The 19,405-nt window shown below is 69.4% G+C and carries 21 protein-coding genes; 12 read left to right on the top strand and 9 right to left on the bottom strand.

Going from position 1 to position 19,405, the window contains the following annotated elements; genetic code table 11:
* Nucleotides 1–99: 99 nt before the first annotated feature.
* Nucleotides 100–1,332 carry a hypothetical protein gene (locus tag BLT28_RS30545; protein WP_156050661.1) on the top strand — a complete coding sequence of 411 codons (1,233 nt, stop codon included), beginning with the start codon at nt 100–102 and terminating at the stop codon, nt 1,330–1,332.
* Between the two features lie 102 nt (nt 1,333–1,434).
* Here BLT28_RS30545 and BLT28_RS30540 read toward each other — a convergent pair whose 3' ends face one another.
* The gene (locus tag BLT28_RS30540) at nt 1,435–2,532 is read right to left on the bottom strand and encodes a LacI family DNA-binding transcriptional regulator (protein ID WP_030428305.1); all 1,098 of its coding nucleotides are present in this window, start codon (nt 2,530–2,532) and stop codon (nt 1,435–1,437) included.
* Nucleotides 2,533–2,725: 193 nt separating this feature from the next.
* On the bottom strand, nt 2,726–3,412 hold the full coding sequence (locus BLT28_RS30535; protein WP_030428304.1) for an acyl-ACP--UDP-N-acetylglucosamine O-acyltransferase family protein: 687 nt from the start codon (nt 3,410–3,412) through the stop codon (nt 2,726–2,728).
* 129 nt (nt 3,413–3,541) lie between these two features.
* Here BLT28_RS30535 and BLT28_RS30530 point away from each other — a divergent pair, with 129 nt between their 5' ends.
* The 4 genes from BLT28_RS30530 (at nt 3,542) to BLT28_RS30515 (ending at nt 6,548) form a co-directional block, all read left to right on the top strand.
* Complete coding sequence (locus BLT28_RS30530) at nt 3,542–5,398, top strand: HAD-IIIC family phosphatase (protein WP_052407031.1); 1,857 nt, start codon at nt 3,542–3,544, stop codon at nt 5,396–5,398.
* A 7-nt stretch (nt 5,399–5,405) separates the two neighbouring features.
* Nucleotides 5,406–5,651: an acyl carrier protein gene (locus tag BLT28_RS30525; protein WP_030428302.1), complete on the top strand. Its 246-nt coding sequence runs from the start codon at nt 5,406–5,408 to the stop codon at nt 5,649–5,651.
* Nucleotides 5,651–6,085 (top strand): VOC family protein, encoded by a 435-nt coding sequence (locus BLT28_RS30520; RefSeq protein WP_030428301.1) that lies wholly within the window; start codon nt 5,651–5,653, stop codon nt 6,083–6,085. The genes BLT28_RS30525 and BLT28_RS30520 overlap by 1 nt, the downstream gene beginning before the upstream one ends.
* A 112-nt stretch (nt 6,086–6,197) precedes the next feature.
* Nucleotides 6,198–6,548 carry a hypothetical protein gene (locus tag BLT28_RS30515; protein ID WP_156050657.1) on the top strand — a complete coding sequence of 117 codons (351 nt, stop codon included), beginning with the start codon at nt 6,198–6,200 and terminating at the stop codon, nt 6,546–6,548.
* A 33-nt stretch (nt 6,549–6,581) separates the two neighbouring features.
* On the opposite strand, the gene BLT28_RS42225 is transcribed toward BLT28_RS30515, so the two are convergent.
* Both BLT28_RS42225 and BLT28_RS30505 read right to left on the bottom strand, forming a co-directional pair.
* On the bottom strand, nt 6,582–7,025 hold the full coding sequence (locus tag BLT28_RS42225) for a CGNR zinc finger domain-containing protein (RefSeq protein ID WP_231950485.1): 444 nt from the start codon (nt 7,023–7,025) through the stop codon (nt 6,582–6,584).
* Nucleotides 7,026–7,121: 96 nt separating this feature from the next.
* The gene (locus tag BLT28_RS30505; RefSeq protein ID WP_043810635.1) at nt 7,122–8,150 is read right to left on the bottom strand and encodes a LacI family DNA-binding transcriptional regulator; all 1,029 of its coding nucleotides are present in this window, start codon (nt 8,148–8,150) and stop codon (nt 7,122–7,124) included.
* 250 nt (nt 8,151–8,400) lie between these two features.
* Here BLT28_RS30505 and BLT28_RS30500 point away from each other — a divergent pair, with 250 nt between their 5' ends.
* The 7 genes from BLT28_RS30500 (at nt 8,401) to BLT28_RS30475 (ending at nt 15,509) form a co-directional block, all read left to right on the top strand.
* A complete protein-coding gene (locus BLT28_RS30500) occupies nt 8,401–9,663 on the top strand; it encodes an extracellular solute-binding protein (protein WP_030428297.1) in 1,263 nt (420 codons plus the stop codon).
* A 64-nt stretch (nt 9,664–9,727) separates the two neighbouring features.
* Nucleotides 9,728–10,645 carry a carbohydrate ABC transporter permease gene (locus BLT28_RS30495; RefSeq protein ID WP_043810633.1) on the top strand — a complete coding sequence of 306 codons (918 nt, stop codon included), beginning with the start codon at nt 9,728–9,730 and terminating at the stop codon, nt 10,643–10,645.
* Nucleotides 10,645–11,547, top strand: coding sequence for a sugar ABC transporter permease (locus tag BLT28_RS30490; protein WP_030428295.1), 903 nt, complete (start codon nt 10,645–10,647; stop codon nt 11,545–11,547). Before BLT28_RS30495 ends, BLT28_RS30490 begins: the two co-directional genes overlap by 1 nt.
* A 116-nt stretch (nt 11,548–11,663) precedes the next feature.
* On the top strand, nt 11,664–12,764 hold the full coding sequence (locus tag BLT28_RS30485; protein WP_030428294.1) for an ABC transporter ATP-binding protein: 1,101 nt from the start codon (nt 11,664–11,666) through the stop codon (nt 12,762–12,764).
* Nucleotides 12,765–12,894: 130 nt separating this feature from the next.
* Nucleotides 12,895–13,833, top strand: a complete 939-nt coding sequence (locus BLT28_RS40535; RefSeq protein WP_030428293.1) for a metal ABC transporter solute-binding protein, Zn/Mn family — start codon at nt 12,895–12,897, stop codon at nt 13,831–13,833.
* Between the two features lie 18 nt (nt 13,834–13,851).
* On the top strand, nt 13,852–14,640 hold the full coding sequence (locus BLT28_RS40530) for a metal ABC transporter ATP-binding protein (protein ID WP_322788467.1): 789 nt from the start codon (nt 13,852–13,854) through the stop codon (nt 14,638–14,640).
* Between the two features lie 5 nt (nt 14,641–14,645).
* The gene (locus tag BLT28_RS30475; protein ID WP_030428291.1) at nt 14,646–15,509 is read left to right on the top strand and encodes a metal ABC transporter permease; all 864 of its coding nucleotides are present in this window, start codon (nt 14,646–14,648) and stop codon (nt 15,507–15,509) included.
* A gap of 54 nt (nt 15,510–15,563) precedes the next feature.
* Here the strand turns inward: BLT28_RS30475 and BLT28_RS30470 are convergent, their stop codons facing one another.
* The 5 genes from BLT28_RS30470 to BLT28_RS30450 all read right to left on the bottom strand — a co-directional run bounded on the left by BLT28_RS30470 (nt 15,564) and on the right by BLT28_RS30450 (nt 19,295).
* On the bottom strand, nt 15,564–15,935 hold the full coding sequence (locus tag BLT28_RS30470; protein ID WP_030428290.1) for a hypothetical protein: 372 nt from the start codon (nt 15,933–15,935) through the stop codon (nt 15,564–15,566).
* Nucleotides 15,936–15,967: 32 nt separating this feature from the next.
* Nucleotides 15,968–16,354, bottom strand: a complete 387-nt coding sequence (locus BLT28_RS30465; RefSeq protein ID WP_231950484.1) for a roadblock/LC7 domain-containing protein — start codon at nt 16,352–16,354, stop codon at nt 15,968–15,970.
* A gap of 59 nt (nt 16,355–16,413) precedes the next feature.
* Nucleotides 16,414–17,187, bottom strand: a complete 774-nt coding sequence (locus tag BLT28_RS30460) for a hypothetical protein (protein WP_081900117.1) — start codon at nt 17,185–17,187, stop codon at nt 16,414–16,416.
* Between the two features lie 314 nt (nt 17,188–17,501).
* Complete coding sequence (locus tag BLT28_RS30455; RefSeq protein WP_162184809.1) at nt 17,502–18,833, bottom strand: alginate O-acetyltransferase AlgX-related protein; 1,332 nt, start codon at nt 18,831–18,833, stop codon at nt 17,502–17,504.
* Between the two features lie 30 nt (nt 18,834–18,863).
* The gene (locus BLT28_RS30450; protein ID WP_197683915.1) at nt 18,864–19,295 is read right to left on the bottom strand and encodes a GNAT family N-acetyltransferase; all 432 of its coding nucleotides are present in this window, start codon (nt 19,293–19,295) and stop codon (nt 18,864–18,866) included.
* Nucleotides 19,296–19,405 lie beyond the last annotated feature (110 nt).

The raw sequence follows: 19,405 nt of genomic DNA, 5'->3' as shown, positions 1-19,405 counted from the left end.
GCGAAGGGCCGTTCACCCCTGCGGGTGAGCGACCCTTCGTTGTGGGGCAACAAGGTGAACATGATCGGCGTTCGACCGTCCACGGGCGACAATCGCGCCATGGAGAAGTGGGTCTGGTTCGGTTGCGGCGGCGCGTGCCTGCTGGCGGCGCTCGCGTTCTTCGTGGTGCACCGGCGCCGCAAGGAGACCAGCCCCGCCAAGTACGCCCCGATGCTGACCACGACGATCTTCGGTGCGGCCGGGGCGCTGTGCGTGGTCGTCGGCTGGCTGATCGCCACCGATCCCTACGTCAACCGCACCGAGGCGCTGAAGACCGGTGGTCTCGCGTCCGGGTCGATCGTGGCGCTGTACGCGTTGTGGCTCAACGACCGCAGGCGCCGCACCGACGAGTCCCGCCAGGTCGTCGAGGAGGACCGGCAGAAGCTGGAGCACGAACGCCAGGAGCTGGAGCGGCTGCGCACCGAGCACGAGCGGGAGAAGACCGCCGACGAGCGCTTCGCCCGCGCCATCGAGCTCCTGGGGCACGAGGCCGACCAGGTCCGCGTCGGCGCGCTGCACGCGCTGGCCGGTCTCGCCCGCAGCCATCCGCATCGGACGCAGACCGTCGTGGACATCCTCTGCTCGTACCTGCGGCGCCCCTTCGACCACCCGCGCTACGACACCCTGCGCAAGCGCTACCACTCCGAGACCGAGGTGCCGACCGACTTCGAGCCCGCCGACGAGGAGGTCAGCACGGACGCCGGGGGCGACCGCGAGCGCCAGGTCCGGATGGCCGCTCAGCGGTTGATCGGTGAAGCGCTGCGCAACGAGCCCGGCTGCGCGCTCGACCTCACCGGCGCGGTGCTCGACCACCTGTCGCTGCCCAACGTCAAACTCGGGACGCTGACCCTGCGCAACGCCCGGCTCTACGGCGACACCACCTTCGACGGCTGCCAGTTCACCGGCGACGTCGACCTCGGCCGCAGCCACGTGTGGGGCGCGATCAGCTTCAGCGGCACCAAGTTCCACGGCGAACTGCGCGCGGTGGAGGCGGAGTTCTGGGACACGCCGGTGTTCTTCGGCATCGAGGCGGCCAAGTACGTCGACATGCAGCGGTCCAACTTCCACCACGGCGTGCTCTTCGACGAGTCCACCATCGCCACGCTCGTGCTCGCCGACGCGACCATCGGCGACGAGCTGATCGGCCTGCAGGACGTGGAGCTGACCAACCGCGACAACCGCGTGCAGCTGCCGTGGGGGTGGAACGCCGTCGTCGACCACAACGGCAAGGTCACCCGCGTCGACCCGCCCTCGGACGACAACCCCGACGACTCCCTCATCCCCTTCGGCTGACCCCGCGTCCCCCGCGAGCGCTTACGCACCGAATGAGTCATTGAGGTACTTGAACGCACCGAATGACTCGTTCAGGACGACAACCTCAGCCCGGGTGGAGGCTCAGGGGCCGTACCACTGCTCCGAGGGCTTGGGGGCGGCGGCGGTGGAGCCGAGCACCAGCTCGGTGTCCAGGGTGACGGTGCGCGGACGGCCCGGGTCGACGTTGTCCATCAACAGCCGTCCGGCGGCGCGGCCCTTCTCCAGCACGGGCTGGCGGACCGTGGTGAGCCCGGCCCGCTCCGCCTCGGTGATGCCGTCGAAGCCGGTCACGGTCAGGTCCTGGGGCACCCGCAGCCCGCGGCGCTTGGCCTCGTTGAGCGCGCCGAGCCCGAGGATGTCGGAGGTGCAGATGATCGCGGTCAGCTCCGGGTCGCGGTCCAGCAGCTGCCCGGCGGCGGTGGCACCGCAGGAGATGGTGTGGTCGAACCGCTCGACGACCGGGACGCTCGCCCAGTCGACGCCGACCTCGCCGAAGGTGTCGGCCAGCGCGGTGAGCCTGGCCCGCTGCACGTGGAAGTGGGCCTCGCGCTGCCGCTGCACGGACACGAAGCCGTCGTTGCGGTCGCGGGCCAGCCGCATGCAGACCACGCCGATGCGGCGGTGGCCCAGCTCGATGAGGTGCCTGGCGATCCCGGCGATGGCCTCGCGGTCGTCGATGCCGACCCGGTCGACGGAGTCGACGTCGGGCTGGTCGCACACCACGGTCGGCACGGGCCGCTCCAGCACGGCGGCCAGGTGCGGGTCGTCGTCGGGAACCGAGTAGACGACGAAGCCGTCGACGCCCGCGCGGTGCACGGCGGCGACGTCCTCGCGCTCGGGGTTGGCCGGGACGAGCAGCAGTCCCTGCCCGGCCTCCTCGCACGCCAGCGAGAGCCCTTCGAGGAACCCGACGGCCGCCGGGTCGCGGAAGGCGTAGGAGAGGTTCTCGGTCAGCAGCAGCCCGACGGCGCCCGCCTTGCGGGTGCGCAGGGATCGTGCGACCGGGTCGGGACCCGGGTAGCCCAGGCGCCGCGCGGTCTCCAGCACTCTGCGGCGCAGCTCAGGCGAGAGCTGGTCGGGTCGGTTGTACGCATTGGACACAGTCGTCCGCGAGACCCCGAGTTCCGCTGCCAGTGACGCCAAAGTCGCGGGGCGCCGCGTGTTCATCGACCGCGCCATGACGTGACCGTAACGGTTCAGAACCACCGAGAGAACCCCGGGTGACCAACCTGTGTTCAACTCAACAAACGCGCAGGTCAATCATCTGAACTGAACTGACTTTGGTCCAGACCAATTTGCGCATCTGTTCACTTCGCGGGATAGGGCTGCCCGATCGGGTGAGGAGAGCGCTCTCGCGCCCTCCCTCTCCCCGCTAGCGCGCGGCCCACTCCTTCAGCAGCCCGGCGAGCACGTCCGGAACGCCTGCGGGCAGCTCCGCCGCACCGCCGAGGACGTGGTCGGACACCGCGGCCACGGTCGCCTCGTCGCAGCCGAGCCGGGACAGGCCGACCGTGTTCACGCCGACCGCCTTGGCCGGGTTGCCGACCACGGTGGTGAACGGCTTGACGACCTTGCGGACGGCGGCGGACATGCCGATCATCGCGCCCGGACCGATGTCGACCTGCTGGTGCACGGCGGCGGACATGCCGATGTTGGCGTAGGACCACACGTGGTTGTGCCCGGCCACCCGCGCGGACGGCGCGAGGGTGACGTTGTCGTCGACCCGCACGTCGTGCCCGATGTGGCTGTACACCAGGAAGAAGCAGTCGTCGCCGACCCGCGTCGCGCGGTGCGTGCCGCTGTGGATGGAGATGTGCTCGCGGAAGCGGTTGCGGTCGCCGATGACGACGCCGTGCTCGCTCTGCTCGCCCTCCCAGCCGACCACGTGGTGGGTGCCGCGGTTCTCCGGCGGGGTCCCGATGACCGCGCCCGGGCCGATCCAGTTCCCGTTGCCGATCCGCGTCGGCCCGAGGATGACCGCGTGCGGGCCGATGACGTTGTCCTCGCCGAGCTCGACGCCGTCGCCGATGATCGCCGTGGGGTGAATGCGGTTCGCCATGCCCGCATCCTGTCAGGCCGGGCGCGCGGCCCCGTGACCAGTCCGGATCGGGGCCCGAGGCGGCCTCACCCGTTTCGGTAGACTCGCCCGGACCTGCGACCCCGAGCACCCGAAGCGAGGCCGAACACCGTGGTGGACGCGACCGACGGGTTCCTCACCAACCTCACGGCCGCGGCGAAGGCGGGGAGCCCACTGGGCCGGGCCGACCTGACCGCGCTCGCCCAGTGCGACGATCCCGCGGTCTTCCGCAAGCTCGGCAGGACGCTGAAGTCCGCGACCGCCGAGGCCACCGGGTTGACCGCGCCCAAGGTCGGCGTGCTCGCCACCTACACGGTCGGCCCGCTGGAGCCCATCCTCCGGGCGAGCCTGGCCGCGGGCGGGATGCTGCCGACCTTCACCATCGGCGACTACGCGGCCTTCGACCTGACCCTGTCGCGATCGGACGACCCGCTCTTCGCCCCGGACCAGGACGTGCTGTTCTGCACCCTGGACTCCTCGTACTTCCTGCCGAAGGACTGGAGCGGCAGCGACGTCGACGCGCTGACCGCCTTCATCACCGAGCGCGTGCGGTCCTTCCGCGGACTGCTGGCCGACGTGGTGACCCGCGGCAAGACCACCGTGCTGGCGCACACCGTCCCGCTGCCCGCCGTGGTCCGCGACGGCCTGGTCAGCTGGAGCGGCCGGGCGAAGGTCAGCCGCTGCTGGGCCCAGCTCAACGCGGCCATCCTGGAGCTGGCCGAGGAGCACTCGGCGATCGCCGTCGCCGACTTCGTCAGCACGCTCGCCGACGAGGCCGTGGCCGCGCAGGACGACCGGCTGCTGCGCTTCGCCGACCTGCCCTACACCGACGCCGCGCTGATGGTGCTGGCCCGCGAGGCGCGCCGGTTCCTCCAGGCGAAGACCGGCCTGTCCCGCAAGGTGCTCGCGCTGGACCTGGACAACACCCAGTGGGGCGGGGTCCTCGGCGAGGTCGGCGCGGCCGGGGTCGAGCTGGGCGGGCTGTACCCGGGCAGCGCCTACAAGGAGTTCCAGCGCAGCGTGCTGCGGCTGCGGGACCAGGGCGTGATCCTGGCACTGGCCAGCAAGAACGACGCCGAGCACGTCGAGGCGGCGCTGACCGAGCACCCCGAGGTGCTGCTGCGGCCGGAGATGTTCTCCGCGAGCGCGGTCAACTGGTCGCCGAAGTCCGGCAACCTCAAGGCGATGGCGGCGCAGCTGAGCCTGTCGCCGAACGCCTTCGTGTTCATGGACGACTCGCGGTTCGAGCGCGGTGAGGTCACCGCGGCGCTGCCCGAGGTCACCGTGATCGCCGCCGACGGCGACCCGGCCTACCTGGTGCGGAACCTGTTGCGCCACGGGTGGTTCGACACCCTGGAGCTGACCGACACCGACCGCAAGCGCCCCGGGCTCTACAAGGCGCGGGCCGAGCGCGGGAACTTCGCCGAGGGCTTCCAGTCCGCCGAGGACTACCTGAAGGCGCTCGAGGTCGTCGTGACCGTCGCCGAGGCCACCCCGTTCGACGTGGCCCGGATCGCGCAGCTGGCCGCGCGCACCAACCAGTTCAACCTCACCGGCCTGCGCTTCGACCAGGCCGAGACCACGACCATGTCCGACAGCGACGACCACATCGTGCTGTCCTGCTCGGTCGCGGATCGCTTCGGTGACGAGGGCATGGTCGGCGCCGCGTGGGTGCGCAAAGAGGCCGACGCGTGGGAGGTGCTCAACCTGGTGATGAGCTGCCGCGTGCTCGGTCGCGGAGTGGAGCAGGCCATGGTCGGCTGGCTCCTCCGCCGGGCCAAGGAGGCCGGGGTGGCGACGCTGCGCGGCACCTTCACGCCCTCGGCGCGCAACACCGTGTCGTCGAAGCTGTGGTCGCAGCTCGGCTTCGAGCACACCGGCGACCGGGACACCACCCAGGTCCACGAACTGGCCGTGGACGGCGCCGCCGACCTCGTGCCCGATTCGATCCAACTCAAGGAGAAGTGACGCAGTCATGGCGGACACGCAGTCGGTGACCGACGGGGTTCTGGACATCCTGGAGGACGTGCTGGAGATCCCGCGCGCCGACCTCGAGGCGCACCCGACGCTGCGCGACCACGAGAACTGGGACAGCATGGGCGCGCTCGAAATCCTTTCCCAGGTGGAAAGCCGTTTCGGCGTGCAGCTGGACCTGCGCGAGTTCAACGCGGCCAAGACGGTCGACGAGCTGTCCGCGGCCGTGAGCGCGGGGATCGACTAGTGATCCTCGGCATCGACCACGTCGGCGTCGCGGTCAAGGACCCGGAGGCCGCGGGCAAGCTGCTGACCGCGCTCGGCATGGCGCAGGGCGAGACCGGCACCGCCGACGAGTACGGCGTCGCGTGCGAGTTCTGGGGCCTGTCCGGCAAGCCGGACGAGGTCACCGTGGAGCTGGTCTCACCGACCCGCGAGGACTCCACGGTCCAGTCGCAGCTGGCGAAGAAGGGCCCCGGCGCCTACCACGTGGCCCTGGAGGTCGACGACATCGCCGCGGAGATGGAGCGCCTGCGCTCGCAGGGTTTCGTCCAGCTGGACGCCGAACCCTGCGCGGGCGCTCGCGAGGGCATGCAGGTCGCCTTCTTCTACCTGGGCCGCGCCGCGGGCTTCCTCGTCGAACTGGTCCAGTACGACAAGCCTCGCCGCGCCACCTCTTGAGCCAGGGTGCGGAACTCGGTTGAACCGCATCTGATGCGATCTTGCATCGCCGCAGACGCGAGCGACGGAGGCAGGCAGGCCGCTGCGTCCCGAGGAGCAGGTGTTCCGCGAGATGCTCCACGGTTGGACCAACCAGTTGCTGGCGCGCAACCTGACTCGTGAGCACACGGAGTCCGAAGTCCGCGATATCCAGCACTTCGCCGAGCACGCCCTCCTCGTCAATTACCTCAACAGCCGCCCGGAACGGACCGCCTCGACCGCCACAACGAACCTGTTCCTGCTCCCCGGTCGGCGCGCCGGCCAGCCCATGCGCACCACGTCGCTGCGGCTTCGGCTGCGCAGTCTCAGCCTTCCCGGACTCGACGCGCACACCACCGCGATCCACGGGCTCCTCCGAGAGACACCACCATTCGTCGTCCCGTGGCAGCGCTACGCCGCCGGTGACCACTTACGACGCCAGTAACCGAACACGAGCTGTCGCACGAAGCCCAGGCTGCTACGAGGGCTTTCGCGGTGTTGTCGTATGTGAGGCGAGCTTGCGCTTGCGTCGGAGCTCGGCGGTCTTCATGCGGTTTTGGCATGTGGTGGAGCAGAACCTGCGGGTGGCGTTGCGGCTGGTGTCGACGTACACACGGGCGCACCGCACGTCTGCGCATGTCGAGACGCGGGTGGCGTGGTCGGCGGCGAGCAGGCGGGCCAGTGCCTCGGCGCAGATCGCCGCCCACATCGGCGCGAGCCCCACCTCGGCCGGGTGGTGGTGCAGACGCCAACGGCCTTCCTCCTTGGCCAGGTGCGGGTGGGCGGAGTGCGCAGCCAGCAGCGCGTTGAGGTGGGTGGCCGCACTGTCGTCGTCGCGGGCGGCGAGATCGGCGAACACCTGACGCAGGCTGCGCGCCAAGTCGGTGAACGCCGGGATGTGGAAAGCACACCGACTGATCACCTCACCCCGGATCGACGCCGCCCCGGGCACGAGATCCGCTCCCGTCTCGCCTGACGTCCGAGGACGAATACGCATCAGCGAAAACGCAAATGGCCGTCAGGGTGCGGGCGGGGCGGTGGACTCGCGCACGACCAGGCGGGGGCGGAAGACCCGGCTGTAGCTGCCACCTGACCGGCGCGCGCCCGGAGTGAGGCGTTGCACCAACTCGTCCACCGCCGCGCGGGCCATCTCCGCGATCGGCTGGGCGAGCGTGGTCAGCGCCGGAGTGCAGTAGGCCGCCAGCGGGATGTCGTCGAAGCCCACGATCGACATCTGCGTCGGCACCGTGAGGCCACGCCGGTGCGACTCCCGCATCGCGCCGAGCGCCATGTGGTCCGAGGAGCAGATCACCGCGGTCGGCGCCGAAGCCGAGTCCAGCAGCGTGGCCATCGCGGCCGCGCCACCCTCCGCGCCGTAGGGCGCGTGCGCGACCAGCCGCTCATCGGCGTGCAGGCCCGCTTCTTCAAGCGCCGCAGCCCATCCCGCGCGCTTGAGCCGCGTCGGCAGCGATCGCGCGGGACCGCAGACGAAGCCGATCCTCTTGTGCCCCAACTCGACCAGGTGACGCGTCGCGAGGTACCCGGCGACCTGCTCGTCCACCGTCACGTCCGGCACGTCCAGCCCGGGGGCACCGCCGTTGACAAAGACCATGTGCACGCCGTCGGCGAGCAACCGCGCGTAGTAGGTCTCTCCGCCCGCTTCGACGTTCGTGATTTCCGGGGACACGAAAACCATGCCCTCGACGCCCCGGGCGAGCAGCATCCGGACGTACTCCTCCTCGCGCAGCGCCCAGCCCTCGGAGCGGGTGTTGCACAGCAGCGACGAGTACCCCGCCAGCGAGGCGCGCGTCTCCAGCGCCTCCGCGTAGGCCGGGAAGATCGGGTTCGACAGCTCCGGCACCAGCAGGCCGATCACCCCGGTGCGCTGCAGCGCGCCCAGGCCGCGCGGGCTGTAAGGCAGTTCCCCCAACACTTCCAGCACCCTGCGCCGGGTCGCCTCGTTGACGCCCGCGCGCCGGTTCAGCACCCGGCTCACCGTCGAGATGCTCACGCCGGCGGCCTTGGCGATCTCGGCAAGACCTGCCACGTGCCCTCCGTTTCCCAGCCGTCCCGCCTCTGACGGGCCCTAGCCTGCCGGAGGTCAGCAAGTTTTTGCAATGGCCTGAAGAATGTTGCAGCAAGATGGGCCTTGTTACTGCTTGGTTACTGAACAACCCTTGACCAGACATGCCTTCGGGGTATGAAATCCGCGTCATCCTCAACGCAAAAGCTTGCAGAAGCTGACTCGCCTGCCGCCGACGACGACGCGCAGGTACACGGAGGGAACGACAGCAACGATGCGACGCACACCCCTCGCGAAGAACCTCATCCGCGCCGCCGCGCTGACGGCGGCCGGAGCGCTCGCCCTCACCGGCTGCGGTGGCGGCTCCGGCGGCGGCAACGCCGGCAAGGTCGTCTTCTGGGACACCAGCGGACCCAACGAGCACTCGGTCTTCAAGAAGCTCGCCGAGGGCTGCGCCACCAAGGGCGGCTACCAGGTGCAGACCGAGCAGGTCGCCTTCGACCAGGCGCGCAGCAACTACAAGACCAACGCTCAGGGCGGGCAGGGTCCCGACGTGCTCCGCGCCGAGGTCGCCTGGGTCTCCGAGTTCGCGAAGAACGGGCTGATCCAAGACCTGTCCGCGACCGACCTCGCCAAGGACAGCGCCGACTTCCTGGACGTGGCGGTCGGCTCGACCAAGTACGACGGCAAGACCTACGCCGTCCCGCAGGTCACCGACACCCTCGGCCTGCTCTACAACAAGAAGATGCTCGCCGACGCGGGCATCCAGCCGCCAAAGACCTGGGACGAAGTCAGGGCCGCGGGCGCGAAGCTCGGCGAGAAGGCCCTCTTCATCAACAACGACCCCTACTACGCACTGCCGTTCATCTACGGCGACGGCGGCAACCTGGTCGACACCGCGTCGAAGAAGATCACCGTGAACACGGCTGCCTCGGTCAAGGGCGTCGAGACCGCGAAGTCGTTGCTGGACGCCAAGGTCGCACAGACCGCCCTGGACCCGAGCAACTCCTACAACAACATGAAGGCCGCGTTCTCCGGCGGCCAGGTGGCGATGATCATCGACGGTCCGTGGGCCGTGGTGGACATCCTCAAGAGCGACGCGTTCAAGGACGCTTCCAACCTCGGCATCGCCCCGGTCCCCGGCGCGAGCGCGGGCAAGGGCTCCGGGCCGGTCGGCGGGCACAATTACGTGATCCGCCAGGGCACCAAGGCCAAGGACAACGCCGTCAAGTTCATCCAGTGCATGAGCTCGGCGGAGTCGCAGGCCACGGTCGCCAAGGAACTGGGCCTGCTGCCCACCCGCAAGTCCGTCTACGACACCGCGGACGTCAAGTCGCAGGCCGTGGTCACCGGCTTCTCCGAGGCGATCAAGTCGGCGCACGCCCGGGCGTGGATCCCCGAGGGCGGCCAGCTCTTCGACCCGCTGAAGATCGGTTACGCCGACGTCCTCTCCGGCAAGAAGACCGCCAAGGCCGCCATGGACGAGGTCGCCAAGACCTACAAGGACCAGGTCGTCAAGGAGTACTCGCAGGGCTGACCGACCGAGGCGCCCCTCACCACGAGGGGCGCCTTCTCGGTCTCGGACACGGGAGTCAGGGACAGTGCGAGGGTTCTTCAGTCGGCACTGGTACGCGTACGCGATGGTGCTGCCCGCCGTGCTCGTCACGGGCGTGCTGGTGATCCTGCCGTTGGTGCAGGGCGCCTACTACAGCTTCACCGACATCAACGAGTCGAACATCGCCAACCCGGTGCTCGACCGCCCGGCGAGCTACGAGTTCACCGGCCTGGACAACTACGCCAACGTCCTCAGCGGCGACGCGTCCTACGGCAGTTTCTGGGACATCCTGCTGCGCACGCTCATCTGGACCTTCGCCTGCGTCGGCCTGCACTTCGTCATCGGGCTCGCGCTGGCGCTGCTGCTCAACCGCCCGATGCGCGGCCGCGGCGTCTACCGGGTGCTGCTGATCCTCCCGTGGGCGGTGCCCGCGTTCATCAGCGCCTTCGCCTGGAAGTACATGTTCAACGCGCAGTACGGGATCATCAACCAGGCCCTGCGCGCGCTGGGCCTGCCCGACCCGGTCTGGCTCGGCCAGTCCGACCTGGCGCTGGTCGCGGTCATCCTGGTCAACGTCTGGCTCGGCGTGCCGTTCATGATGATGACCCTGCTCGGCGGCCTGCAGTCGATCCCGGGCTCGCTCTACGAGGCCGCGGAGATCGACGGCGCCACCGCGTGGCAGAAGTTCCGCAACGTGACCATGCCGGGCCTGCGCTCGGTGTCCAGCACGGTGATCCTGCTCGGCACCATCTGGACCTTCAACATGTTCGCGGTGGTCTACCTGATCACCGGTATCAACCCGAACACCCGGCTGCTGATCACCTACGCCTTCGAGCGGTTCTTCCAGGGCGCGTCCCGCGACTACGCCATCGCCTCAACCTACGGCGTGCTGATCCTGTCGGTGCTGCTGGTGTTCGCTTCCGTCTACCGCCGGGCGCTGCGCCGGCAGGGTGAGGTGTGGTGATGAGCCTCGACGCTGTTTCCATCAGGGCCACGGAGAACGTCGCGGTCGCCAGAACGACGGGCAAGCCGAAGCGCTCGCGGCTGGCCAGCTTCGGCCTGCACGGCGCGCTCGTCGTCGCCTCGCTGATCGCGGTCTTCCCGGTGTTCTGGGTCTTCATCACCTCGCTGAAGCCCGACGCCAAGGCCGCGGAGACCACGCCGACGCTGTTCAACGATTCCAGCTTCGACAACTACGCGAACATCCTGGCAGGCGAGAAGGGCTCGTTCCTGTCCTGGTTCGCCAACTCCGCGGTGATCGCGATCCTGACGACGGTCATCTCGGTGTTCCTCTCGGCGACCGCGGCCTACGCGGTGAGCCGGTTCCGCTTCCCCGGCTACCGGGGAATGATGCTGTCGTTCCTGTTGATCCAGATGTTCCCGTTCGCGGTGCTGATCGTGCCGCTCTACAACATCCTGCTGACGCTGGGCCTGCAGGGCACGAGCTTCGGGCTGGTCCTGGTCTACTGCACGACCGCGGTGCCGTTCTGCGCCTACATGCTCAAGGGTTACTTCGACACCATTCCCCGGGATATCGACGAGGCGGGCCGCATCGACGGGCTCTCCCCGTTCTCGGTCTTCTGGCGGCTGGTGCTGCCCCTGTCCAAGCCCGGGGTGGCGGTCACCGCGTTCTACGCGTTCCTCACCGCGTGGGGCGAGGTGGCCTTCGCCTCGGCCTTCCTCTCGGCGTCGGACGAGTCGAAGACCCTGGCCGTGGGCCTGCAGGTGTTCGTCCAGCAGAACCGGACGGAATGGGGTCACCTCGCGGCGGCCTCGATCCTGGTGGCCATTCCGGCGGTAATCGTCTTCTACCTGGTCCAGAAGTTTCTCGTTGCCGGGCTTGCCTCCGGAGCGGTCAAGGGGTAGGCGGCCCTATTGGTCTGAACCTTTATCGTTGAAGTGTCACCCGAGGGGCTGACGGAATCGTTCTGAACAGCTACCTTGACGTTTCTCGCCGCACAGTGAAGTGAAGGGACCCACACATGGCCGAGGTCGCCTACGTCAACGCGTCCCGGGTGTACCCGGGCAGCCCGCCCGTGCGGGCGGTCGACGAGCTGAAGCTGGACATCGCTGACGGCGAGTTCCTGGTCCTGGTCGGGCCGTCCGGTTCGGGCAAGTCCACCGCGCTGCGCATGCTGGCCGGCCTGGAGGACGTTGACGAGGGTGCCATCGAGATCGGCGGGAAGGACGTCACCAACGTCCCGCCCAAGGGCCGCGACATCGCGATGGTCTTCCAGTCCTACGCGCTGTACCCGCACATGACCGTCGGCGAGAACATGGGCTTCGCGCTGAAGCTGCGCGGCGTGCCCAAGCCGCAGATCAAGGAGAAGGTCGCCGAGGCGGCCAAGATGCTCGACCTGGAGAAGTACCTCGACCGCAAGCCGAAGGCCCTCTCCGGTGGCCAGCGGCAGCGCGTCGCGATGGGCCGCGCCATCGTGCGCGAGCCCAGCGTCTTCCTCATGGACGAGCCGCTGTCCAACCTCGACGCCAAGCTCCGCGTGGAGACCCGGGCCAACATCGCCGCCCTCCAGCGGCGCCTCGGCACCACCACGATCTACGTCACCCACGACCAGGTCGAGGCCATGACCATGGGCCACCGCGTCGCGGTGCTCAAGGACGGCCTGCTCCAGCAGTGCGACACCCCGCGCGCGCTGTACGAGACCCCGGCCAACGCTTTCGTGGCCGCGTTCATCGGCTCTCCCGGCATGAACCTGAAGACCGTGCCGCTGACCGCCGCGGGCGCGCAGCTGGACGGCCTCGAGGTCCCGCTGCCGAGGACCACGCTGGACAAGGTCGGCGCGGACGGCCTCAAGGAGGTCACCTTCGGTGTCCGCCCGGAGTCGCTCGGCCTGGTCGGCGCGGACGAGGACGGCATGGAGCTGACCGTCGAGCTGGTCGAGGAGCTGGGCGCCGACGCCTACGTCTACGGCTCGGTGCGCATCGCCGACCGCCCGGAGCGGTTCATCGTCCGGGTCGACGGCCGCACCCCGCCCGCGCTGGGCCAGACCGTCCGGGTCGGCCTGCGCGACCACAGCGAGATCCACCTGTTCAACCCGGAGACCGGCGCCCGGATCGACGGCTGAGCCTGCGTCTATCGCATCACAATTCCGGCCCTCGTCCGCATCAGCTGGACGGGGGCCGGTCCTGTGCTCGTAAGGTGAACTCGACAACGGTTTCCATTACCTGATCGAATGTCGCCTAGGAGTGCCGTCCATGACCATCCGTAGCCCCCGGCTGTTCGCCGGGCTGACCGCCGCCGCGCTCCTGCTCACCGGTTGTGGCGGCGGCACGTCCCAGTCCCCACAGCCGGGCGCCGCGGGCAAGCTCAAGGTCGTCGCCTCCACCGACGTCTGGGGGGATGTGGCCGCGACCGTGGGCGGTGACGAGATCGCCGTCAAGGCGCTCATCTCCGGCGGCGGCGTCGACCCGCACTCCTACCAGGTGACCCCGGCCGACAGCGCCGCGGTGAAGGACGCCGGCCTGCTGCTGTTCAACGGCGGCGGCTACGACGACGCGATCGGCAAGCTGGTGCAGCCCAACACCGTGGTCATCGAGGCCGTCAAGCTGGGCGAGCACGCGGGCGAGACCACCACCGAGGGTCACGACCACGAGCACGGGACCGGCGGGCACAACGAGCACGTCTGGTACGACTTCGACACCGTGGCCAGGGTCGCCGACGAGCTCGCGGGCCGCCTCGGCGACCTGAAGCCCGCCGCGAAGGCGAAGTTCACCCAGAACGCCGCGAAGTTCAAGGACGAGATCGGCGCGCTCGACAAGCGCGTGCACGCCTTCGGCGAGGCCAACAAGGACGCCAAGGTCATCGCCACCGAGCCGGTCGCGGCCAACCTGATCACCCACGCCGGGCTCACGGACGTCACCCCCGAGCAGTTCAGCAAGGCCGTCGAGGAGGGCAACGACCCTCCCGCAGCCGCCGTCGCGGAACTGGAGAAGCTGATCACCGGCAAGCAGGCGGTCGTGCTGATCTACAACCCGCAGACCGAGTCCGGGGTGACCAAGCAGGCCAAGGCGAAGGCCGTCGCGGCGGGCCTGCCGGTGGTGGAGTTGACTGAGACCCTGCCGGAGGGCAAGAACTACCTGCAGTGGATGAGCGCCCAGGTCGACGCTCTCGCCAAGGCCCTGCCGAAGAAGTAGGAGAGCACGTTGGGTGTCGTGAGGTTGCGGGACGCGCGGCTGGCGTACGGGCCGCGCGTGTTGTGGGACGGGCTCGACCTCGACGTCGCGCCCGGGGAGTTCCTCGCCGTGCTCGGCCCCAACGGCTCCGGCAAGACCAGCCTGCTGCGGGTGCTGCTCGGCCTCCAGCCGCTGTCCTCGGGCACCGTGGAGATCCACGGCGAGCCCGCGCGGCGCGGCAGCACCCGCGTCGGCTACATCCCGCAGCAGCGCTCCGTGGACGCCACGCTGAGCGTGCGCGGGCGCGACCTGGTGACCTTGGGCCTGGAAGGGCACCGGTGGGGCTTCCGTTCGCGCCGCGCGAGCCGGGCCAGGGTGGACGAGATACTGGCCGAGGTCGGCGCGCAGAGCTACGCGCACATGCCGATCGGCCTGCTCTCCGGTGGTGAGCAGCAGCGGCTGAGGGTGGCCCAAGCTCTCGTCGCCGGGCCTGAGGTGCTGCTCTGCGACGAGCCGCTGCTCTCCCTCGACCTGGCCCAGCAGCGCGTGGTCAGCGGCCTGATCGCCGAACAGGCCAAGCTGCGCGGGGCGGGCGTGCTGTTCGTGACGCACGAGATCAACCCGATCCTGCCGTTCGTGGACCGGGTGCTCTACCTGGTCGACGGGCGCTTCCGGATCGGCACTCCGGACGAGGTGATGACCTCGGAGACGCTCAGCGAGCTCTACCGCACGCCCATCGAGGTGCTGCGGGTGCGCGACCGCATCGTCGTGGTCGGCGCGGAGCAGGACGGGGCCACCGTCCACCACCACGTCGAGGCGAAGGGCTGATCGGCGTGGAGGACTTCTTCGGCAAGCTCTTCGACTTCAACGCCACCCTCGAGCTGCTGGGCTACGACTTCGTCCGCAACGCGCTGCTCGCCGCGGCGGTGCTGGGCCTGGTCTCCGGCGCACTCGCCCCGATGGTGGTGGCCAGGCGGATGTCCTTCGCCGTGCACGGCACCGCGGAGCTGGCGTTCACCGGCGCCGCGGCCGCGCTGCTCATCGGCACCAGCGTCGGCGGTGGCGCGCTGGCCGGCTCCGTGGTCGCCGCGCTGCTCCTGGGCCTGCTCGGCCAGCGCGACGGCGAACGCGACTCCGTCATCGGCGCCGTCCTGTCGTTCGGGCTCGGCCTCGGCGTGCTGCTGCTGGCGTTGTACCCCGGGCGCACGTCCAACAAGTTCAGCCTGCTGATCGGGCAGATCGTCGGCGTGGACTCGGCCGATCTCGCACTGCTGACCGTCGCCGCGCTCGCGGTCCTGGTGGTCTTCGCGGTGATCTACCGCCCGCTGTTGTTCGCCAGCGTGGACGCCGAGGTCGCGGTCGCCCGCGGTGTCCCCGTGCGCGTGCTGACGCCGCTCTTCGCGGTTCTGGTCGGCGTCGCGACCGCGCTCGGCGTGCAGACCGTGGGCGCGCTCCTGGTGCTGGCCCTGATGGTCACCCCCGGCGCCGCGGCGGCCCGGCTGACCGCCAACCCCACGATGGCGATCGTGCTCTCCGTGGTCTTCGCCGAGGTCGCCGCGCTGGGCGGGATCGTGCTCTCCCTGGCCCCGGGCGTCCCTGTCAGCGCGTTCATCACCGCGATCTCGTTCCTGATCTACCTCGTGTGCCGGGCCGTGGGCACCGCCCGCCTCCGCGGGCTCTCGGCCCGCCGCGCCTAACCGCGGCCCGCGGTGGGAATGCGGGGACGCCGCATCCCCACCGTGCGCACCGCTTCAGACCTGCAGGTCGTTCTCGATGCGCTTGAGGTTGTGCCGGGCCAGGGCGAGGTTCGCCTGGTCCCGGTCCAGCACCAGGTACAGGAACAGCGAGCTCCGGACCTTCGCCGCGTTGATCAACCGGATCATGTGGTACTGCCGGTGCAGGGTGATGAGGATGTCCTCGATGCTGTCGTTGAGCGCGAGCGTGGACATCACCTGGAGCTTCGCCCGGACGACCTCGGTGTTGCCCGCCGCCGCGAGCTCCAGGTTGAGCCAGTCGCCGCCACCGGCCGTGCCGAGCGACATCCCGCTGTCGTAGTCGACCAGGGCGACGCCGACGGCACCGTTGATGGACATGCATTCTTTCAGCGCCATATCGATGTTCATCGAATCACTTTCTTCTCTCAACAGTTCTTGGTCTAAGCGGAGATCTTGCCGGGGGTCAGGATCGATTCGATCCGCTCGATCGCGGGCTGGGCCTCGTAGAGGAGGCGCCCGAGATTCAGCCCCTTGTCCCCCAGTACGACCAGCAGCGCCCTTCGGCCGATCGCGTACACGGCCATGTAGCCCCGGCTGCTGAAAACCACGGTCTGGCTGAGCGCGCCCAGGCCGAGCACCTCCGACGCCTGGCGGGCGATCCCGAGATCGGCCGCGGCGAGCGCCGAGACGTTCGACGGGTCGACGGTGCTCGCGGAATCGGAGATGATGGGAATTCCGTCGACGGCGGCTATGACCGTGCTGGTTACCCCGGATACCCTTTCTCGCAGATTGCGCAGTTCGACGGCCAGCGCGTCGTAGTCCAACATTCTTCCTTTCTTCTTCGGAAAGGCCGAGATTCTCGGGCGGAACCGCCACCACGACGGGCTCATGTGGTTCCCGGCATCCGGTGCGGCGGGCCCGGGCGGCGTACGGGCAGCGGGCTCGCGCGGTCGGCGCCGGGGGCAGCGACCCGCGCCGCCTTCGCCCGGCGCTCCAGCGAGGTGATCTCCTGGTGTGAACACACGACCGCGACCGCCGGTGGGGCGATCTCCAACAGACCCTCGGCGAGCATCCGGGAGATCTCGACGGTGACGGGGTGGACGCCCCGGCCGACCGCGAAGGCGATGTCCCGCGCCGTGCGCCTGCCGTCGGCGTTGGCGAGGATCCGTGACCGCTCCTCCTCGCCGGGGGCGGCTGCCTCCGCTCCGCCTCCGGGCACCACGCACTCCCGGTAGGGCGACAGGGGGAATGGCATCGAGGCGAGTTCGTCCAGCCTGCGGATCGTTTCCGGCAGCAGCAGCTCCGGGGCCACGCCGTCCGGAGCTGTCAGCAGCACGTCGACGGTTTCGTCCTCGACCACGACGCACTGCTCGATGTCACCGGCGACTGTGGCGAACACGCCGTCCTGCGTGGCCTCCAGCACCACGGCCTCGACCTCGCCGGACGTGAGGATCCCGCGGGCGACCAGCGCCGCTCGACGGGCCCGGCTCTCGACGCCTTCACGCAGGACAGCGGCCCAGTCCTCGTCGCTGATCCGGCCCGAGGACAGCAGCAGCGTTTCCGCTTTCGGCGAGCCGGGACTGTCCACGGCGACCACCGCGCCCTCGCTCAGGTGGAACAGGCCCCCCGGATTGCCCGTGACGCGCAATGTTCCGGTCACTCCATCCGCGTGGCACTGCGTCAGGGCAGCCGCGAGGACGTCGAATGTGGCTCGATGGTCGCGTGTCAGGGGTCGCTCCGTGTGAAATCGAGTCCAAAATGGACATTGGAAACTCGCCACATCAAACTTTTTGCATCAGCCGGTATAGCACGCCCATCGGAGGCATTACATGATCGAGTGAAACACGCCACTTCGTGTAACGAAGCCAAACAACCGGAAACCGCTGGTCGATGGTTTATTCGCGCGCGTTCCAGTTGTTTGTGATTTTCCGTGACGCACGCAAATGCCGAATACGCAACGAGTGCGTAACGGATCTAGCGCCGGGGCGGGAGGAGTTGCTCGAAACGATCGAGGAACTGGGGCATGACCAGGGTGCCGCCGCCCGCGGCCAGATTGCGCTCGACCATCTGCACGACCACGACGTCCTGGCCGGCGATGGTGGCCGCGGCCGCCTCGGGGCTCTTGGCGAAGTCCAGGTAGTTCTGCAGCGTCAGGTTGGCGAAGGTGGCACCGAGGTAGGGCGCCGCGGACCGGCTGAACGAGTCCATCAGCAGCGCGACCCGGGGCGAGACCATTCCGGTGCCCTGCGCGGTCCGCAGCACCAGCGGGTCGGTGAACTGGGTGCCGACCGAGCGGGTCCGGTCGACCATGCCGTCCGGCCGCAGCCGGTACTGCACCCCGGACATCTCGCCCTTGCGGCCCATCAGCGCGGCGAGGTCCCCGCCCGACGACTTCCAGACCCGGTCGGTCTCGGTGACCCAGGTTCGGGTCGTTCCCGGCTGCACGATCTCGGCGAGACGGCGGGTCATCACCAGCGCGCCCTCGTCGGTCCAGTGCGTGTCCTGCCGGTAGTAGACCTCGCGTTTCACCTCGGCGGCGGCCGCGGCGAGGTGCGGACGCAGGTCGACCGCCCCGGCCTCGGCCACGACCCGGTTCCAGAAGTCGATGTTCGGCTGCCGCGAGCAGTCCTTGCCCGGGTAGCTCCCCGGCAGCCGCTCCGGAACGACGGTGCTCTTGTCGGGGGCGACGACCAGCACGAACCGCCTGCCGGACCGCTCCACGATCGCGCGCAGGCGGTTCACCTGGGCGATCGTGCGGTCCAGCGACTGGGCCGGCTGGCACTTGCTCTGCGCGTCGCCGCCGAAGAACAGCCAGCCGTCGCGGCCCTGCACCACCTTGACGAACCCGGAGCTGTCCGGAGGCAGGACCTGCTCGGGACCGGTCGGTTCGGTGGGCGCGGGCGGCGCGATCGGGTTCGCGGGCACCGGCCCGCCGCTGTTGTGCCCGCCGTCCAGCGGCACCGGCTCACCGAAGAACGTCTCGCTGATCCAGTCCGTGGCGTGCACGGCGTCCTGCCGGAACACCAGGTGGTCGGTCGCCCACTGCGGCAGCTTGGTGAAGAACCCGAAGCCGTTGCTCAACGAGGGGAACGCGACGAGCTCCCGGTTCTCGAAGGCCACCGGCCGCGCGCCGAACGTCCACGCGACGAGCGGGGTGGCGAAGAAGGCGATGGCGGAGATCAGCGCGACGAGCTGCCGCTTGCCGTGCCTGGGCCGGTGCAGCGAGTGCTCCCTGGGCAGCCAGGCCTCGTGCACCTGGGGCAGCGTGAAGCCCTCGGTCGCCTTGCCTCCGTCCCGCACCGTCACGGGCCTCACCGTACTTCCCTGGAGTGCTGATCACAGGTAGAACCGGTAACCCCGGGCCGCATGACGAAAGCCACATGACTCGTAGAACGCGTGCGCCTCCTCCGTGTCGGCGGAGAGCAGTTGGAGCTTGTAGCAACCCAGCTCCCGCGCGAGGTCGACGGCCGCGCCGATCAGTGCCCTGCCGATCCCCTGCCGCCGGTGCCCGACTCCCACGACCATGTTCTCCAGGTTCAGGATCGGCCGCCCTCCCCGGGTGAGGTTGGCGAACGGCGCGCAGTCCAGGGTGCCCGCGACGACGCCGTCCCGCTCCGCGACGAGCACGATCCGGCCCTGCCCGGCCATCTCCGCCCAGATCGCCGAGGCGTCCACAATGGACAGATCCGGGTCCTCGGGGTTGAACTCCTTGTACAGCCCCAGAAGCGCGTCCAGGTCCGCTGCCGTCGCGGTCCGCACCGTGACCATCAGCCCGCGATCCGCCGGACGATGCGGATGGTGCCGTGACAAGCCCTGCGCTCGGTCGCGTCGTCTACCCGGCCCCGCAGCCGCGTTCCTCTTCGGCATCGCACTCGCCT

The organism is Allokutzneria albata, assembly GCF_900103775.1.
Taxonomy (GTDB): domain Bacteria; phylum Actinomycetota; class Actinomycetes; order Mycobacteriales; family Pseudonocardiaceae; genus Allokutzneria; species Allokutzneria albata.
The sequence above is the reverse complement of the archived record's forward strand: the minus strand, read 5'-3'. Positions and strand labels throughout refer to the sequence as shown.

Excerpts from the sequence above, each read along its gene's own strand:
- BLT28_RS30465 (WP_231950484.1), bottom strand. The coding sequence starts at position 16,354 with ATGTTGGACTACGACGCGCTGGCCGTCGAACTGCGCAATCTGCGAGAA.
- BLT28_RS30485 (WP_030428294.1), top strand. The coding sequence starts at position 11,664 with ATGGCCGAGGTCGCCTACGTCAACGCGTCCCGGGTGTACCCGGGCAGC.
- BLT28_RS40535 (WP_030428293.1), top strand. The coding sequence starts at position 12,895 with ATGACCATCCGTAGCCCCCGGCTGTTCGCCGGGCTGACCGCCGCCGCG.
- BLT28_RS30525 (WP_030428302.1), top strand. The coding sequence starts at position 5,406 with ATGGCGGACACGCAGTCGGTGACCGACGGGGTTCTGGACATCCTGGAG.
- BLT28_RS30545 (WP_156050661.1), top strand. The coding sequence starts at position 100 with ATGGAGAAGTGGGTCTGGTTCGGTTGCGGCGGCGCGTGCCTGCTGGCG.
- BLT28_RS30470 (WP_030428290.1), bottom strand. The coding sequence starts at position 15,935 with ATGAACATCGATATGGCGCTGAAAGAATGCATGTCCATCAACGGTGCC.
- BLT28_RS30500 (WP_030428297.1), top strand. The coding sequence starts at position 8,401 with ATGCGACGCACACCCCTCGCGAAGAACCTCATCCGCGCCGCCGCGCTG.
- BLT28_RS30535 (WP_030428304.1), bottom strand. The coding sequence starts at position 3,412 with ATGGCGAACCGCATTCACCCCACGGCGATCATCGGCGACGGCGTCGAG.
- BLT28_RS30515 (WP_156050657.1), top strand. The coding sequence starts at position 6,198 with ATGCTCCACGGTTGGACCAACCAGTTGCTGGCGCGCAACCTGACTCGT.
- BLT28_RS30540 (WP_030428305.1), bottom strand. The coding sequence starts at position 2,532 with ATGGCGCGGTCGATGAACACGCGGCGCCCCGCGACTTTGGCGTCACTG.
- BLT28_RS30490 (WP_030428295.1), top strand. The coding sequence starts at position 10,645 with ATGAGCCTCGACGCTGTTTCCATCAGGGCCACGGAGAACGTCGCGGTC.
- BLT28_RS30450 (WP_197683915.1), bottom strand. The coding sequence starts at position 19,295 with ATGGTCACGGTGCGGACCGCGACGGCAGCGGACCTGGACGCGCTTCTG.